Below are 14,627 nucleotides of genomic sequence, written 5' to 3' on the forward strand. Positions count from 1 at the left end.
AGGCGTGACGGCGTGATCAGGCTCGAGCGGCGACAGCGTCAGTGAGAGGGGAGGGTGCGCACGGATCCCGGATCGAAGCGCTCCAGGAACGCACTGGCGAGGTCGGCTCCCTGACGCCAGTCGTCGGGGTCCAGCTTGGCGACCCGCCCCTGGCGGTCCAGCAGCTCGAAACACCCGCACTCGTGACGACCCACGACGGCGAGATCGGCGTAGGTCACGGTCATGCGATCGGAGCCGTGGGCGATCGTCATGCGTTCTGCGCCGAGCGTGAGCTTCAGCCCGGCCGGCAGATCACCACCGAAGCGGCGTGACCGGTAGGTCTTCCCGGAGTCGGCGGTCTGCGCCCCGTCCACCCATCCGCGAAAGGGGTCGACCGTCAGACCGAGCGAGGTCAGGTCGTCGGTGGAGAGGTCGATCGCGTCGCAAACGGCGACCTGCACGGAGGGCATCGCGGCAGCGAGCAGGTTCGAGAGCTGCTCGGACGTCACTGCTTCGGCCGCCGCGAGATGCTCCTCGAGCGAGGTCGTGGTCCTGCCGCGCAGTGTGTCGACGACGACCTCGTCCAAGTGCCCGGAGGCAGCAGCGTCCACGTAGCTCAGGGAGGTTCGGCAGGAGCTGGTCACCGCGGCCAGTGCGCGATCGCTGAACCCCTCGGCGGCCAGACGGCGAAGAAGCTTCACCGCGGCGACGGCCGTGGCCTCGACGTCGTCGAGCCGTGGATCAAGAACGAAGGCGCAGGCCTGCTGGTCCTCGTCGACGCGGACCGACCACCGGTCCACGCTGTAGATCAGGCGGCGCTCGTGGCGGAGCTCGTGCTTGAGCTCGTCCGCCAGCGCGGCGGCGAGCAGCGGGCTCGTGGTCTGGTCCGTCAGCAGTGAGAGAGCCAGTCCGTCCTTCATGGAACCGATGAGACTGGGCGTGGGACTGAGAGGCACCATCGTCTCGGAGCGTTGCGGCTCAGGACCCGGTGGCAGCGACACGTCCAAGGCCTCAGGGACCGGGCCGTTGAAGGAGAGCATCGCGTTGCCGGAGGTCAGCCAACGACGTCCCCACTCCACGACTTCATCCCGCGTGATGGAGTGCAGGGTGGGTGCTCCGAGATCCACCAGTCCGAGTCCGGACGCGCCCCACCGGTAGGCGGCCAGCCCCTCGTCGAACCCGAGTCCTTGCTGCCCGAGCTCAGCCGCGAGCACGTCCTTCTCCTGGGCGAGGTCCTCGTCGGTCAGGTCTTCCAGCCGCGCGACCGCTTGCGACACGTCGTTGAGGAAGGTGACGACCTCATGGGGGTCGCCGGTGACCCACAGACACATCGCATCCGGTTGGGTGTGTCCGTTGTGTTGAGTGACATGCCGGTCCATCAGACGAAAGATGAGGTGCTCGAGAAGGTGCGTGACGCCCATCAGTCCAGCGGACTCGTCCCGCATGCCAACTCCGAAGTACAGAGAACCGGTGAGCGGGCCGGCGCAGTCTCGGGTCAGCACTGGAATGCCGTGGTGACGTGTGGTCAAGATTTCAGGGAACACGGGAGAACTCTGGCAGACCCTCAGGCCCGCCGACGGTGAAACGGCGTCACGCGGCGAGCATGTCGTCGTCGGTGCGGTGGGCGAGGCGGTGCGCGAGCTCGGTGGCGACCGGGTCGGGGCGGTAGGGCGCGAGCCGGTGTCGGTTCGGGGGTGTCTGCTCGATCTGGTGGAGGCGTCGGAGGACGTCGTCGATCACGCCGTGGCCCTTGCGGGAGTGGTCGCTGCGGCAGCGGGGATCGAGGTTGTCGCCCGACGTTGGTCCGTCGGGCCAGGGTTCTCGGTGGTCGAGGTCGCAGTCGGCGGCCGGTCGGACGCATCCGCGTCCGGCACACACTCCATCACGCAGAATGATCGCGCGCCGCAGGATGTCGGGCGGTTGGTAGCCGACGTACTGGTGGGCGAGCGTGTTGCCGGTGATCGGTTCGATCAGCAATCGGTGCCAGAGGGCGTCGCCTTCGACGGCCGAGTCGAGCAGCCACTCGGCAGGGACCTCCCAGGACCCGTCGGCCGCTTCGGCGTGACCGGGCTCGGCGCCGGCGGCGACCTTCGCGTCGAGGGTGACGGCGATGTCGATCGCGAGGCCTCGGCCCCGGGCGACTTGGCTGTCGTCGGCGTTGAGGGTCCATTCGGTGAGCAGGTCGGCCTGGAGCTGGGTCTGGGTGCGTCCGTCGCCGGCGGCGCGGGCAGCCTTCGCGGCCTTGCGTAGCCGGGTGGCGATCGCGGCTGCTTCGTGGGCGGGGAGGTAGGCGTTGAGCCAGGCCATGGAGTCGTCGGCCTGGACGACTTCGACGTGCCGCAGCTCCCGTTCGGCGTTGGCGCGTTCGACGGCCAGGTCGGCCTCGACGCGTGAGACGAACCGCCGCAGCCAGGAGCGCAGCTCGGTGAGGGTGTGCTTGGCCGCGTAGGACACGACCTGGGTGTCGAGCCGGTCGGACGACTCGGGGCGCTCGAGTCGGCGCACCGCCAAGGAGATCTCGCGGGCGCGGGCGGCGTCGAGGACCCCGCGCTGGAACATCAACCAGACGCGTGGTGTCTGGCAGCGCAGCCGGTCGCCCGCGGCGAGGCGGTCGATGACCTGGCCCTCGGACAGGTTGAGGTGCAGCCCGATCTCGGCGGCGATGGTGGACCGTTCGATGACCTTGCGCATCGGGCTGGCGTCGGAGGCCTCGATGCGGTCGAGCTCCCCATCGCGGTAGTCGAGCATCGCCAGCCACTCGCAGGCTTCGGCCATCGCACGGTCACGCGCGATACCACTGAGGTCCTCCAGACCCGGCCGGTTGCTGCTCATGGTCCAAACCCAACACCCACCCACCGACAAGCCCATGAGATCGGAAAGCGTGCTGTGGACAACAGACGCGTCGTCAGCGGCCCGCGGGCAGGAGCAGCACGAAGCAGGTGGTGGCCGATGCCTCGTCGAGGCTGAGGCGCCCACCGGCGGCCTCGGTGAGCTCGGTCGCCACCGCCAGTCCGACGCCGGCTCCTGACCCGTTCCCGGGACCGGCGTTCTGACGGAGGATCTCGCTGCCGAACGAGCGACGACCTTCGTCGCGGACCCGCACCTCCACGCCGTCACCGACCTCACGGGTCGCGACGGTGATGGTTCCGATGCCGTGCTGGCGCGCGTTCTCGATCAGGATGTCGACCACCTGGGCGACGGGCCCGGTGGCGATGACGGCGCGCACGGGCGCGGAGTCCTCGACCACGATGTCGCGGTGCTCGTCGCCCACGCGACGCTGCCACCGCTGGACCGTGTCGGTCACGAAGTCGGTGAGGTCGAGGTCGACCTGGTCGCCGTGGCGCTGGCGGCGCGCGAGATCGAGCAGGTCGTCGATCGAGGCGGTGAGCCGGTCGATCTCGCCGATCGAGCGACGGACCTGGTCGGCCACCTCGGGCGTGGTCTCCGGCCAGTACGTGAGGTCCTCGAGCTCCAGACGCAGCGCGGTGATGGGCGTGCGCAGCTGGTGGGAGGCGTTGACGGCGAACTCGCGCTCGCGGCGCACCAGCTCGTCGAGCCGGCTGGCCGCGGTGCCCAGTGCCTCGCTGATCGCCTGCGCCTCGGGCACGCCGCGGCGCGGCAGGTCGAGCTCGAAGTTGCCGCGGCCCAGCTCGCCGGCCGCCAGGGCGAGTCGGTCGAAGGGCCGGCTCATGCGCCCGGCCACGACGTAGCCGATCGCGCAGGCCAGGGAGGCCAGCAGGACGCCCAGCACGATCAGGGGGAGCAGGGCGTTCTCGACCTCGGCGGTGACCACCGAGCGGTCGCGCGTGACCATCAGCGTGCCGCCGTCGTCGGTACGGCGGGTCTCGACGATCGCGCTGTCGGTGTCGTCATCGAGCTGACCCGCCACGACCGCGGTGCCGTCGGGCGCCACGTACCTCGCTCCGTCGGTGCCGTCGAGCGCGGACTCGAGCGTGTCCCGGTCGATCGGGGCCCCGGACAGCACCCGCGACTCGATGCGGGCCTCGAGGACGTCGGCGGTGAGGTCGACCGTCAGGGTCTCGTGGTCGCGGACGAGATCGGCGGTGAAGTACGCGCGCGGCACCGCGTAGAGCACGACGACGCCGACGATCAGGACGACGAGGATCCCGATCAGGCGCTCACGCATCGGGCGCGGCGTCCTCGAGACGGAAGCCGACGCCGCGGACGGTGCTGAGGGCCACGGGTGCGTGGGCGTCCTGCAGCTTCTGGCGCAGGCGACCGACCGTGGTGTCGAGGGTCTTGGTGGAGCCGAACCAGTTCTCGTCCCAGACCTCGGACATGAGGACCTCGCGGGTGACGACCGCGCCGCGCTGGGTGTCGAGGCGCAGCAGGACGTCGAACTCCTTGGCGGTGAGGGCCAGCTCGGTGCCGTCGACCCGGACCCGGCGGGCGTCGGCATCGACCCGCAGCCCACCAGCGGCGGGCGTGGGCGCGGCCGGTGCGGAGTGCGCGGTGGCGGGCTCGGTCGGGGTGGCGACCGGCCGGCTCGAGCGGCGCAGCAGCGCGCGGCTGCGGGCCAGGAGCTCGGAGAGGCTGAACGGCTTGCTGAGGTAGTCGTCGGCACCGACGTCCAGCCCGACGACGCGGTCGAGCTCGCCGCCGCGGGCGGTGAGGATCATGATGCCGGCCGCGAAGCCGTCGGCCCGGAGCCGCCGGCACACGTCGAGGCCGTCCATGTCAGGCAGGCCGAGGTCGAGCAGGACCAGATCGATCGGGACGGGACCCGCGGCGATCGCGAGGGCCTCGGCTCCGTTCGCGGCCCGCTCGATCTCGTAGCCCTCGCGGCCCAGCGCGCGGGCCAACGGCGCCGCGATCGCGTCATCGTCCTCGACCATCAAGATCCGGGCTGCCACGTCTCAAGCATAGGTGCGCCGCGCCCGACGGAGGGCCGCGCGCGTCGCCCGCGCGCGTCGGTCGACCTCGAGGGCCACGTAGCCGGCCATCGCGGCGACGAGTGACACCAGGGCGACGGGATCGGTGGGCTCGGGCGCCAGGGAGGGCAGGCCGATCGTGACGACGAGCAGGCCCGACGTCAGCGCGTAGGTCGCGATCAGCGCGGCCGCCAGACGCGCCTCGAACGTGTTGCGGAAGGCGAGTGCCAGCGCCACGAGCGCGGTGATGAGGGCGAACCCCACGACGCCGGCGGTGAGGGTGGAGGTCGTGACACGGGTCGACCAGGCGACCAGGAGCACGGCCTGCGCGGCCGTGGCGCCCGCGACGACCAGCGACGACACCGTCTGGCTGGTGTCCGGCATCAGAAGTCCTTGTCGCTGGGACCCGACTCGACCGCGGAGGTGGCGGGGAGGCGGGAGCCGTTGAGGCCGAAGACCTGCGTGGAGGGGATCCACGTCAGCAGGGTGTCGCGCGAGACCGTGCGGAGGGTGCCGGTGACCAGGTTGCCCATCTCGACGGTCACGACGGTGCGGGGGATGCCGTCGACGGTCTCGGTCGTCGCCGTCATCGTGGCGTCCAGGCGTGGGTTCACCAGGCCGATGATCGCCGCGTAGTTGTTGTCGGTCTGGACCGCGCCCAGGTTGAGGCTCGAGCCTGCGCGGCTGAACGTCAGGTCGTCGGTGCTGAAGAAGTTCCTGACGATCGTCACCGAGATCGGGACTGCGCTGCCGTCCCAGCCGGGCGTGATCGTGGTCAGGTCGACCTGGCGGCTGTAGGTCAGCAGGACCTTGTCACCGGCGTCGATGCGGTTCGGGTTGCCGGCGGTGACGGTCTGGACGTCGAGCGCCTTGAGCGGGGTCGTGACGTTGTCGACCTTGCGGCCGGTCATGAGGTTCGAGGTGGCCGTCGCGCCGTTGACGTCGGTGAGCACCGCGCGCAGGTCGTAGCTGCCGTCGGCCGCGCCGCCGGTGCCGTTGGTGACCCAGGCGCACGCCCACGGGGCGGCGGTGTCGGTGCAGATCGTGGTCCAGGTGCCCGCGCCGGCGGGGGAGCGCTGGAAGGCGACCGAGGCGATGGTCGCGGTCGAGGTCGCGGTGGCGGTGAGGTTCACCGTGCCCTCGAGGTAGGTGCCCGGGTCGGCGAGGGTGATGCTGCGGACCGTGTTGTCGACGAGTGTGTCGACGACGACGGGCGAGGTGATCGTGGTGCTGCCGAGGGTGGCGACGGCGCGCAGGTCGTAGTGGCCGTAGGGGGTGGCCGTGGTGTTCCAGCTGCAGGTGTAGGGGCTCGCGACGTTCGTGCAGATCGAGGTCCAGGTGGTGGTGCCGATCGGCGCCCGCTCGAAGCGGACTGACCAGCCCGTGCCGGACCCGATCGTGGCCTGCAGGTTGACCGAGCCGCTGACCACGGCGCCGGGATCGGCGAGCGTGATGGTGGCGGTGTTCACGACCGTGGTGCGGACCTCGGCCGAGGTGGCGGTGTAGCCGGCCTGGTCGGTCGCGATCGCCCGGAGGTCGTAGGCGCCGTCGGTCAGGCCGGTCGTGTTCCACGAGCACGAGAACGGCGAGGTCGAGTCGGTGCAGATCGTCGTCCACGGGGTGGCGCCCGCGGCGCGGACCTGCACCTGGACCGAGGCGATGCCCGAGCGCTCGTCGGCGGCCGTGGCCGTGACGGTGACGGTGCCGCGCACCGTGGCGCCCGGGGAGGCGATCGACACGGTGGGGGGCGTCCAGTCGTTGGCTCCGGAGACGGAGCTGGTGCTCGACGTGGAGGAGACGAACGTGGCCGAGGAGAACCCCGTGACGCCGGCGATGCCGGCACCGGCCATGAGGGCCAGCGCCAGCAGGGTCAACGTCCGCTTCATCGGGTTTCTGCGCGTCTCGCGCCGGTGATTCATGGTGGGTCAGTGCCGTCCGCTGGTCGCCAGGTGGCGGGGGTCCGGTCGTCCTGAGGTCATTGCATCAACGCTACGGAGCCGAACGCCTCCCGCAGGCAACAGAACATCCACGGGATCCCCACAAATCGGAGCGAGGTCCTCGGCGGTCGCGTCCTCGTCCTCGCGGGACGGGCGCAGGGCACCGATCAGCTGGACGAGCGCCATCAGCGCGATGATCCCGGCGGGCACGCCGACCACGAGCATGCGGATCTGCCGGTCGGCCATCGCGATCATGACCCAGCCGACCTTCGGCACTGCCTGCTGCACGACGGGCTGCTCGGCGTCGACGAGGGAGAAGGTCCACGGATCGGGGTCCGGGTTCGCGTCGCCCTGCGTGCGGAAGACGGTGCCGCCGTTCTCGCCGGGCTCCATCGTGAGGATGCGGTGCGTGACGAGGGTGTTGACGCCGCTGTCGGCGGGCGGCTGGTAGGTGATGACGTCGCCGACCTCGAGGTCGGCGGCGGGGGTGTTCTTCGAGAACACGACCGAGCCCTTCTCGATCGTGCCGGACATCGAGCCGCCGGTGATGACGTAGCGCTCGTAGCCGAGGAACGACGGCGCGACGTAGGCGATGGCGCCGAGGGTCAGCGTGACGAGGACGACGTTCACCACGAGACCGCCCAGTCGGCGCACGATCGTGGCTGGCTGGGCGGTGCTCATGGTGACTCCTCGTCAGGGGAAGGGTGCGGCGTGGGCCGCGGTTCGATCAGGCCGTGTGGTTCAAGCCGGGATCACTGGTTGAAGGTCGAGCCCTCGAGCTGGACCGAGTCCCAGGTGTAGGTGGCGGTGGCGTTCTTGCCCTGGTCGGTGTTGTCGGCGCCCTGGGCGAGCTTGACCGTGAAGTCGAACTTGCTGGAGGCGTCGGGGGCGATCTGGCCGATGTCCTTCTTCAGGCCGTCCTCAAGGCCACCGAAGGTGCCGGTGTAGACGACGCCGCCGGTCGTGGCGTTCTTGATCTCGAGCGTCAGGTTGGCGCCGGTGAAGCCGTTGGTCGAGCTCTTCTCGGTCAGGCTGAACGCGGCCGGCAGGCTGCCGGTGTTCTTCAGCGTCAGCGAGCCGGTGAGCGTGTCGCCCGGCTTGAGGTTGGTGAGCGTGAAGACCGCGGCGTCGGCCTTGGAGTTGGTGTGCGACAGCGTGCCGGAGGTGACCGAGCTGATCGTGTTCGCGGTGGTCGAGGTGAACGTGGCACCCGAGCCGATGGCGATGGCGCCGGCGGCGGCGAGGGTGGCGAGCGGGACGAGGATCTTGCGCGAGTTCTTCATGACTTCTCCTGAGTGACGAGGTGGTTTTCGGCGGTGCCGGCGGCCGCTTCCTGACCGCCGGTGCCGATGTGACAACTCTGTCGAAGCGCGATCCACGGCTTCTCCACGTCAAGGCCACCGGAAGTACACAGATCGGGGAATGTCTCCACGAATTGCCACGGGACGGGTCCGTGGGGGTCGCATCGGGCCGAAACGCGCAGGTGCCGTCGGCCAGGCCACAGCCACAGAGGTCACTCCTCGCGCGTGTGTTCCCGCGCCGCCCGCCAGACAGGCCCGAGGTTGACCAACGGACCCTTGGGCTCGCGAGGGAAGAGGTCGCCGAACTCCAGCACGGCCAGGAACTGCTCCGAGACGGGCTTCGGCCGTTCGACGAACGAGATCTGCGGGACCAGGCCGGCGGCCGCGGCCAGCCGCTCGATCTGCGCAATGGTCGGTTGTGTCGTGCCCTTGAGATAGGCGTCGAGCGACGTGCGGCTGACCTTGGCCTTGGCGCACAACGCCGACTTCGTCATCCCCGAGCGCGCCAGGATCTCGGCGGCGGCATCGGCGAGGGAAGTCATGTGTACAGAGTGGTGCACCCGCACCGATCGGCCCAAGGGCTCAGTTGCGCCAGCGGGCGGAGTCGCAGCGGGAGCCCGGGGGACCCAGGTAGCCCTCGCAGTCACCGTCCTCGAGCCTCCGCAGACCGATCGGCTCGTCGAGCTCGACGGTGTAGGGCACTTCCTCGCCCAGCACGCAGGCACCGAAGCCGCCGCTCGGCGGATCGATCTTGAACGTGACGGCGATCGAGATGTCGTCGTACTCGATCTCCGGCGGATACACCGTGGGGGCCACCCCGCCGTTGCACGTGGGGTCAGAGACGAGCGCGACGAACTCGGTGGAGTAGTTGGTGATCTCGTCGGTCGGATCCAGACGCCACACGCCGTTGACGGCGTTGGCTGGTGCTGCGGTGTCGATCTTTCGAGGCGGTGCGGACGACTCCGGGGTGCACCCCGCCAGCATCACCAGGAGCAGGGCGGCAGCGAGTCGGATCTGTGCTCGGGCCATGCGATCGATGATCGCCGAGAACCGCCCACTCGTCGCCCACCCGATCTACGGATCGGTTCAGTAGTGGGCAAGGCCCCCGGCGCGCGCGACGGGATCAGGCCACGTACTCGGTGAATAGGAAGTAGAAGGCAACGGCCAGAGCGAATACGCCCACCATGATGAGTCGCAGCCGCAGGTAGGCCCATCCCGGATTGACCTCGTCATCGGGCTTCATGACCCCGCTCCATCGGAGCATCCCGCTGGCGATGACCACGCACCCGAACAGGGCCGCGACGACAATGACCTCGTCGGACGACACTTCACCGTGCCTTGTCTGACGTGGTGGCCTGGGGGCTCGCTCGTCGCAAGAGCGTCGTCGTTCGGATGGTGATCATGTGATGCGAACAGATTATGCCGGTCACTCGAGGTCGTGCATCGTGGGCTCCTCGCCCGGCTTCCTCTTGAGCCGCTGCTCGTTCCAGGCCTGGAACTTCGGCCCGGCGTGCGCAAGGAACAGGGTGAGGACGACGCTGAGGAAGATCACCGCCGCCAGCCACCAGGCCGACGGTTTGTAGACCAGCACTGCCACTGCGCCGACGAGACCCATGATCGCCATCAGGTAGGCGTTGAGCTTCCCGCCGCCGTATCCGGCGTAGCCGCTGCCGAAGTCGCCACCGCCACCGCCGCCCGCGTCTCCCATGCTGCCGTTGCCCACTGGACCTCCACTTGATGCTCGTTCGTCCGAATGTAGGACGGACGTGCAGGTTCGGCATCCGGTCGAGGGCCCGACACCTCTCAGCCAACCTTCACCCGCGGTGACGTGTGGCTGGCAGCGAGCCCGGGTACCCCTCACGCATGGCTTCCACGACGACGATCAACCCCACCACCGGTGAGGACCTGAAGACCTACGAGATGCACACCGACGAGCAGGTCGGGCAGATCATCGAGGCGACGCACGAGGCGTTCGACTCGTGGCGCAAGGTGCCGCTCGAGGAGCGGGCCGACACGATCCGCGCGATCGGTGAGCTGCTGCGCAAGAACGAGCGCGAGCTCGCCGAGCTGATGACCGCCGAGATGGGCAAGCCCCTCGACCAGGGCGCGCAGGAGGTGCAGCTCTGCGCCGCGATCTGCGACTGGACCGCCGACAACGCCGCCGACGCCCTCGCCGACATCGACCAGCCGATGGAGGGCGGACGGGCGATCATCACCCACGCGCCCGTCGGTGTCATCTACGGCATCCAGCCGTGGAACTTCCCGATCTACCAGGTGATCCGCTACAGCGTTCCGCAGCTCGTCGCGGGCAACACGGTGCTGCTGAAGCACGCCAACTCGGTCTTCGGCACCGCGCTGCGACTCGAGGAGCTCTATCGCGAGGCGGGCCTGCCGGAGAATGCGTTCCGCGCGCTGTTGATCGACCACGACCAGTCCGATGACGTCATCGCGCACCAGAAGGTTCGGGGCGTGACGCTCACGGGCTCCGACGTCGCCGGCAAGCACGTCGCCGTGAAGGCGGCGGAGCACCTCAAGAAGTCGGTCGTCGAGCTGGGCAGCAACGACGCCTACCTCGTCCTGTCCGACGCTGACGTCGACCTCGCGGTCGAGGTGAGCGTGCAGGGCCGCATCGCCAACAACGGCCAGACGTGCGTGGGCGCCAAGCGCTTCGTCGTCGTCGACGCGGTCTACGACCACTTCCGCGACGCCTACGTCGAGGCCATGAAGGCCATCGAGCTGGGCGACCCCATGAAGGACGGCACGGCCCTCGGCCCGATGTCGCGCGAGCAGCTGCGCGACGAGCTCCACGACCAGGTCACCGAGTCGGTCAAGGATGGCGCCACCGTGCTCCTGGGCGGCGAGAAGCCCGACCGCGCCGGCGCCTGGTACCCGGCCACGGTGATCGACAACGTCACGCCCGGTCAGCCCGCTTACGACGACGAGCTCTTCGGTCCGGTCGCAGCGTTGATCCGCGCGAAGGACGACCATGACGCGATGCGCATCGCCAACGACTCGCGCTACGGCCTCGGCGGCGGCATCTTTTCGCGTGACGAGAAGCGCGCCATCGAGCTGGCCCGCACCGAGTTCGACACCGGCATGGTCAACATCAACGGCTTCAGCCTCGCCCAGCCCAACCTGCCGTTCGGCGGCGTGAAGGACTCCGGCTACGGCCGCGAGCACGGCGAGGCCGGCTTCAAGGAGTTCGTGAACGTGAAGACGCTGATGATCGCGGAGGCCTGAGCCGCGGACAGGTGCGATCGGGCCGTCGGACCCTCGGGTCCGACGGCTCGTGGGGGCGCGGCACACTGGGGACGTGACTGAGTACTGCGATCGTTGCGACCTGGCGCTCGACCAATGCATCCATGGTCGCCCCGAGCCGGTCGTGGTGGCGAAGGTCGCGGAGCCCAAGACGGCGCCAGCGCCTCGGAAGGCGAAGACAGCGCAGCCGCGAGTCGAGACTCGGCGGGTCGCAGTACCCCGAACGATGTCCCAGACGGCATACCGCCAAGCGCTCCTCGAGGTCATGCGGGACATGGGCGGCCGCGGTGAGGCGGAGGCGATCCTCGCCGAGGTCGAGCAGCGCTTGGCGCCCCGCCTTCGAGATCGGGACCTTGAAGAGGTGCAGGGCGAAGCGCGATGGCGGCGTGCTGCTCGGTTCGAACGCAAGGACATGGTCGAGGCTGGTCTCCTGGAGCCGGTGATCGAGCGTGGTGTCTGGCAGCTGACAGCCGCAGGTTTCGCGGAGGCGTGAGCCCTCGTAGTTAGGACAGGAGCCTCGCTAGAGCCCCAAGGCGTCGCGGAGTCGCGCAGGATCCATCATTCCGACATCGCCCGGCTCCGGCGCAGGGAAGGTGTCGAGCAGTCGCTCCAGATCGGGCCGACGGGTGGGGTCGTCGGCAGCCTCACGTGGGGTGGCCCCGGAGAGCGCGGGGATGGACTCGTCGAGCCAGGCCTGCTCGTGCTGCAGCACGAACTGCTCCAGCGCTGCCGCGATCTCGGGGTCGCGAGGATCGAGAGCCTCGCGCGGGGCCTGGGTCGCGGCCTCGCCCAGGTCGTCGATCGTCCGCTGCTCTCGGGCGACCACCTCCAGGCCGGTGACCACCTCCAGGAGTGTGGCCAGGGTCCGATTCATCCGTGACTCGCTCGTGGTCTCGACGACCAGCTCGGTGCCGTCGAGGCTGAGGGTCGCCAGGATCCGCCGCGCCGCGTCGCCCGCCTCGAGGTCGTGCCATCGGTTGAGCCCGCCGACACGTTCGTAGTGTGCGTCGAGATGCGCCCGCAACGCTGCGGGGTCATCGCTCTCCAGCTTGGTCTCGCAGAAGAGGAGGGGGTCGCCGTCGGTCGTCTGCAGGGTCGGCGGGGCGTACCGGGCGCTCAGGAAGGCCACGACGTCGTGAGGGTCGGGGTCGCTGTCGAGCAGCTCGATCAGCGCGTCGCGCTGGTGCCGGGCGATGATCTCGATCCCACCGAAGCACTGCACCGTCTCACCGGCGGGCACGAGCCGTGCGCACAGAAGTACGCCGGACTTCAGGGTGCGGCTGGCCGTACGCTCCTGGACGTCGACCCGTTGGCCGGTGCGGATGTCGCGAGCGGTGAACCCGGTGCCGGGGGAGACGCTCTCGACCTCGTGCACCGATCGGTCGACCAGCAGCCACTGCTGAGCCAGCAGTGCTTCGTCGTCGGGCAGCAGCACGCCTCGCTCGTGGAGGAACTCCTCGAAGGCGCCGCCCTCGAACATTGCGACGTCACCCACAAGCGGGTCGTTGACGGCTTGCCAGAGGGCGTCGGCGGCGTGCCAGTCGGAGCTGCAGATCTCGGCCAGGTCGAGCACGAGGGTCCGCCAAGGGCCGTCAGCTAGATGGGCGGCGGCCTTCTGGTAGAGCCACGCGGCGCGCTCGGCCAGCGGCAGCGACTCGCGTCCGCGGTGGCAGAGCTTGTACTTGCGTCCCGACCCGCACCAGCAGGGGTCGTTGCGACCGCGATCGGTTCGCTCGACGGGCCGGAAGTGCTCGAGCATCGCGACGAGGTCGTCGTCCTCGCGCACGCCGGCCCGGCGCAGGAGCGACAGGCCCCGTTCGGCGTTGCCCCGGTCGCTGGCGATCTGGGCCAGGTCCAGGAGCGCGAGCTCGCAGGATGGGTCCAGCGTGAGGGCATCTTCGTAAGCCTGTTCGGCCTCGAGCACGTTGCCGAGTCGTTCCAGGGCGGTACCTCGCAGCCACCGAAGGTTGGGGCGTGCGGAGCGTGGGGCGGTGGCTTCCAGGGTCTCGGCGAACAGTCCGAGGCCGGCGGCCGCCGCCCGGTCGGCGCCGATCGTCTCGATCTTGAGGGTCTCAGCGACCGCCGGAAGGTGGAGCAGATCCAGCATCGCTCGCACCAGCTGTTGCTGATCATCCGGGCTAGGATCGAGGTCGACATCGGGCCCCGGGTCGTCGTCCATCGACCCGGCGAAGAGCTCGTCAAGGACCTCGTCGCTGGCGCCGTCCTGCCGCGCATACTCGAAGACGTCCCGCATCTGCCGGTAGACGTCGGTCAGGACCAGGACGGCGAGGGCCTCGTCCTCGTCCAGATCGTGCGTGTCCCGCAGGTTCGCCAGCCGTGCGTCGGTGCGCCACGACTCGAAGTCGAATCCGGCGGGCGCCACGAGCTCACCCTGCAGCGCCAGACCAACCTCGTCCACCATGTCCGCCAGCGGCGGCTGGAGTTCCGTGAACGCCTCAGGTTCGTCGGCGCACATCTGCCAGATCAGGGAGCTGAGACTCATCGGTGCGCTCGGCATGTGCCAGTCGATCGTGGTCGAGGCCTGGCTGCCGAGAGCGCCGGCCGTGGTGGGTGCTGCCGGACGGGCAGCCAGTTCGAAGCCGTCCTCGCGCACCGTCACCGCGATCAGGTCGTCGGGGCTCAGGTTGAGCCGGCTCAGGGAGTTTGGCTCCAGGAGCCAGATCACATCCGGGAGCTCTGCGGGGTCCAGGCCGCGCTCAGACACCTGCTCCGCGTCAAGCTCGGGGATGAGGTCGGCGAGGGGCGTGCCGTCAACGAGCTGGCGGTGCGTGGGTTCCTCGGTCAGGATGGAGATCGGCTCCAGATCAGGCGAGACGGCCAGGTAGCCGCCGTCGATCTCGGCAGCCGTGACCCGGTGGGTGAAGGAGCGCCCGAGCAGAGATGCCGACAACAGCACGTGGCGGCCGTCGAGCAGAGGCATGAGCATGGAGATGTCCTCGCCGAAGAGAACGTCGTCGACGGCGGCCGTGGGTGTGGCGCCGAGGTCGAGGCCCCGGGACAGGATGCCGTCGACGAGCTGCTCAGTGGTCCACGGAGAGCCATCGCCAAGGAGATCGGCCACTGCGGCAACAGGGCGGGGTAGGTCGAGGGATTTGGCACCTGATCAGGCTAGCGATCGCGGATTTGGAGGTGCGCGGTGGCGGGCTGCGTCAGGTGGGCGGTCCAAGGCGAACTCGGTGGACTGCGAGCGGTTGCTCGCAGTCCGAGACAGTTGCTTCAACACGGCCCGGGCGGGGGCA

General features: G+C 69.5%; 15 protein-coding genes. 2 read left to right on the forward strand and 13 right to left on the reverse strand.

What is annotated here, in order from left to right:
* Positions 1 to 38: 38 nt before the first annotated feature.
* The 12 genes from V6S66_RS05350 to V6S66_RS05405 form a co-directional block, all read right to left on the reverse strand.
* Positions 39 to 1,310 carry a hypothetical protein gene (locus V6S66_RS05350; RefSeq protein WP_334205720.1) on the reverse strand — a complete coding sequence of 424 codons (1,272 nt, stop codon included), beginning with the start codon at positions 1,308 to 1,310 and terminating at the stop codon, positions 39 to 41.
* A 259-nt stretch (positions 1,311 to 1,569) separates the two neighbouring features.
* Positions 1,570 to 2,811, reverse strand: a complete 1,242-nt coding sequence (locus tag V6S66_RS05355) for an HNH endonuclease signature motif containing protein (RefSeq protein ID WP_334205721.1) — start codon at positions 2,809 to 2,811, stop codon at positions 1,570 to 1,572.
* Between the two features lie 73 nt (positions 2,812 to 2,884).
* Positions 2,885 to 4,126 carry a histidine kinase dimerization/phospho-acceptor domain-containing protein gene (locus V6S66_RS05360; protein ID WP_334205722.1) on the reverse strand — a complete coding sequence of 414 codons (1,242 nt, stop codon included), beginning with the start codon at positions 4,124 to 4,126 and terminating at the stop codon, positions 2,885 to 2,887.
* A complete protein-coding gene (locus V6S66_RS05365) occupies positions 4,119 to 4,853 on the reverse strand; it encodes a response regulator transcription factor (protein WP_442885892.1) in 735 nt (244 codons plus the stop codon). Before V6S66_RS05365 ends, V6S66_RS05360 begins: the two co-directional genes overlap by 8 nt.
* A 3-nt stretch (positions 4,854 to 4,856) precedes the next feature.
* Positions 4,857 to 5,255 (reverse strand): hypothetical protein, encoded by a 399-nt coding sequence (locus V6S66_RS05370; protein ID WP_334205723.1) that lies wholly within the window; start codon positions 5,253 to 5,255, stop codon positions 4,857 to 4,859.
* Positions 5,255 to 6,757 carry an Ig-like domain-containing protein gene (locus tag V6S66_RS05375; protein ID WP_334205724.1) on the reverse strand — a complete coding sequence of 501 codons (1,503 nt, stop codon included), beginning with the start codon at positions 6,755 to 6,757 and terminating at the stop codon, positions 5,255 to 5,257. Before V6S66_RS05375 ends, V6S66_RS05370 begins: the two co-directional genes overlap by 1 nt.
* A gap of 39 nt (positions 6,758 to 6,796) precedes the next feature.
* On the reverse strand, positions 6,797 to 7,489 hold the full coding sequence (locus tag V6S66_RS05380) for a signal peptidase I (protein WP_334205725.1): 693 nt from the start codon (positions 7,487 to 7,489) through the stop codon (positions 6,797 to 6,799).
* Between the two features lie 71 nt (positions 7,490 to 7,560).
* Complete coding sequence (locus V6S66_RS05385; RefSeq protein ID WP_334205726.1) at positions 7,561 to 8,091, reverse strand: TasA family protein; 531 nt, start codon at positions 8,089 to 8,091, stop codon at positions 7,561 to 7,563.
* A 230-nt stretch (positions 8,092 to 8,321) separates the two neighbouring features.
* On the reverse strand, positions 8,322 to 8,651 hold the full coding sequence (locus tag V6S66_RS05390) for a helix-turn-helix domain-containing protein (protein ID WP_334205727.1): 330 nt from the start codon (positions 8,649 to 8,651) through the stop codon (positions 8,322 to 8,324).
* Between the two features lie 40 nt (positions 8,652 to 8,691).
* Positions 8,692 to 9,138 (reverse strand): hypothetical protein, encoded by a 447-nt coding sequence (locus V6S66_RS05395; protein ID WP_334205728.1) that lies wholly within the window; start codon positions 9,136 to 9,138, stop codon positions 8,692 to 8,694.
* A gap of 94 nt (positions 9,139 to 9,232) precedes the next feature.
* Positions 9,233 to 9,436: a hypothetical protein gene (locus V6S66_RS05400; RefSeq protein WP_334205729.1), complete on the reverse strand. Its 204-nt coding sequence runs from the start codon at positions 9,434 to 9,436 to the stop codon at positions 9,233 to 9,235.
* Between the two features lie 99 nt (positions 9,437 to 9,535).
* The gene (locus V6S66_RS05405) at positions 9,536 to 9,832 is read right to left on the reverse strand and encodes a hypothetical protein (protein WP_334205730.1); all 297 of its coding nucleotides are present in this window, start codon (positions 9,830 to 9,832) and stop codon (positions 9,536 to 9,538) included.
* Between the two features lie 140 nt (positions 9,833 to 9,972).
* Here V6S66_RS05405 and V6S66_RS05410 point away from each other — a divergent pair, with 140 nt between their 5' ends.
* Positions 9,973 to 11,349: an NAD-dependent succinate-semialdehyde dehydrogenase gene (locus V6S66_RS05410; RefSeq protein WP_334205731.1), complete on the forward strand. Its 1,377-nt coding sequence runs from the start codon at positions 9,973 to 9,975 to the stop codon at positions 11,347 to 11,349.
* 73 nt (positions 11,350 to 11,422) lie between these two features.
* On the forward strand, positions 11,423 to 11,860 hold the full coding sequence (locus V6S66_RS05415) for a winged helix-turn-helix domain-containing protein (protein WP_334205732.1): 438 nt from the start codon (positions 11,423 to 11,425) through the stop codon (positions 11,858 to 11,860).
* 27 nt (positions 11,861 to 11,887) lie between these two features.
* On the opposite strand, the gene V6S66_RS05420 is transcribed toward V6S66_RS05415, so the two are convergent.
* On the reverse strand, positions 11,888 to 14,449 hold the full coding sequence (locus V6S66_RS05420; RefSeq protein WP_334205733.1) for an SEC-C metal-binding domain-containing protein: 2,562 nt from the start codon (positions 14,447 to 14,449) through the stop codon (positions 11,888 to 11,890).
* Between the last annotated feature and the right edge of the window lie 178 nt (positions 14,450 to 14,627).

The sequence above is a fragment of the Aeromicrobium sp. Sec7.5 genome (assembly GCF_036867135.1).
GTDB lineage: Bacteria > Actinomycetota > Actinomycetes > Propionibacteriales > Nocardioidaceae > Aeromicrobium.

What these genes read in the sequence shown, in the direction of transcription:
- V6S66_RS05350 (WP_334205720.1), bottom strand. Translation starts at nt 1,310, where the DNA reads ATGTGTCTGTGGGTCACCGGCGACCCCCATGAGGTCGTCACCTTCCTC.
- V6S66_RS05355 (WP_334205721.1), bottom strand. Translation starts at nt 2,811, where the DNA reads ATGAGCAGCAACCGGCCGGGTCTGGAGGACCTCAGTGGTATCGCGCGT.
- V6S66_RS05360 (WP_334205722.1), bottom strand. Translation starts at nt 4,126, where the DNA reads ATGCGTGAGCGCCTGATCGGGATCCTCGTCGTCCTGATCGTCGGCGTC.
- V6S66_RS05370 (WP_334205723.1), bottom strand. Translation starts at nt 5,255, where the DNA reads ATGCCGGACACCAGCCAGACGGTGTCGTCGCTGGTCGTCGCGGGCGCC.
- V6S66_RS05375 (WP_334205724.1), bottom strand. Translation starts at nt 6,757, where the DNA reads ATGAAGCGGACGTTGACCCTGCTGGCGCTGGCCCTCATGGCCGGTGCC.
- V6S66_RS05380 (WP_334205725.1), bottom strand. Translation starts at nt 7,489, where the DNA reads ATGAGCACCGCCCAGCCAGCCACGATCGTGCGCCGACTGGGCGGTCTC.
- V6S66_RS05385 (WP_334205726.1), bottom strand. Translation starts at nt 8,091, where the DNA reads ATGAAGAACTCGCGCAAGATCCTCGTCCCGCTCGCCACCCTCGCCGCC.
- V6S66_RS05390 (WP_334205727.1), bottom strand. Translation starts at nt 8,651, where the DNA reads ATGACTTCCCTCGCCGATGCCGCCGCCGAGATCCTGGCGCGCTCGGGG.
- V6S66_RS05395 (WP_334205728.1), bottom strand. Translation starts at nt 9,138, where the DNA reads ATGGCCCGAGCACAGATCCGACTCGCTGCCGCCCTGCTCCTGGTGATG.
- V6S66_RS05410 (WP_334205731.1), top strand. Translation starts at nt 9,973, where the DNA reads ATGGCTTCCACGACGACGATCAACCCCACCACCGGTGAGGACCTGAAG.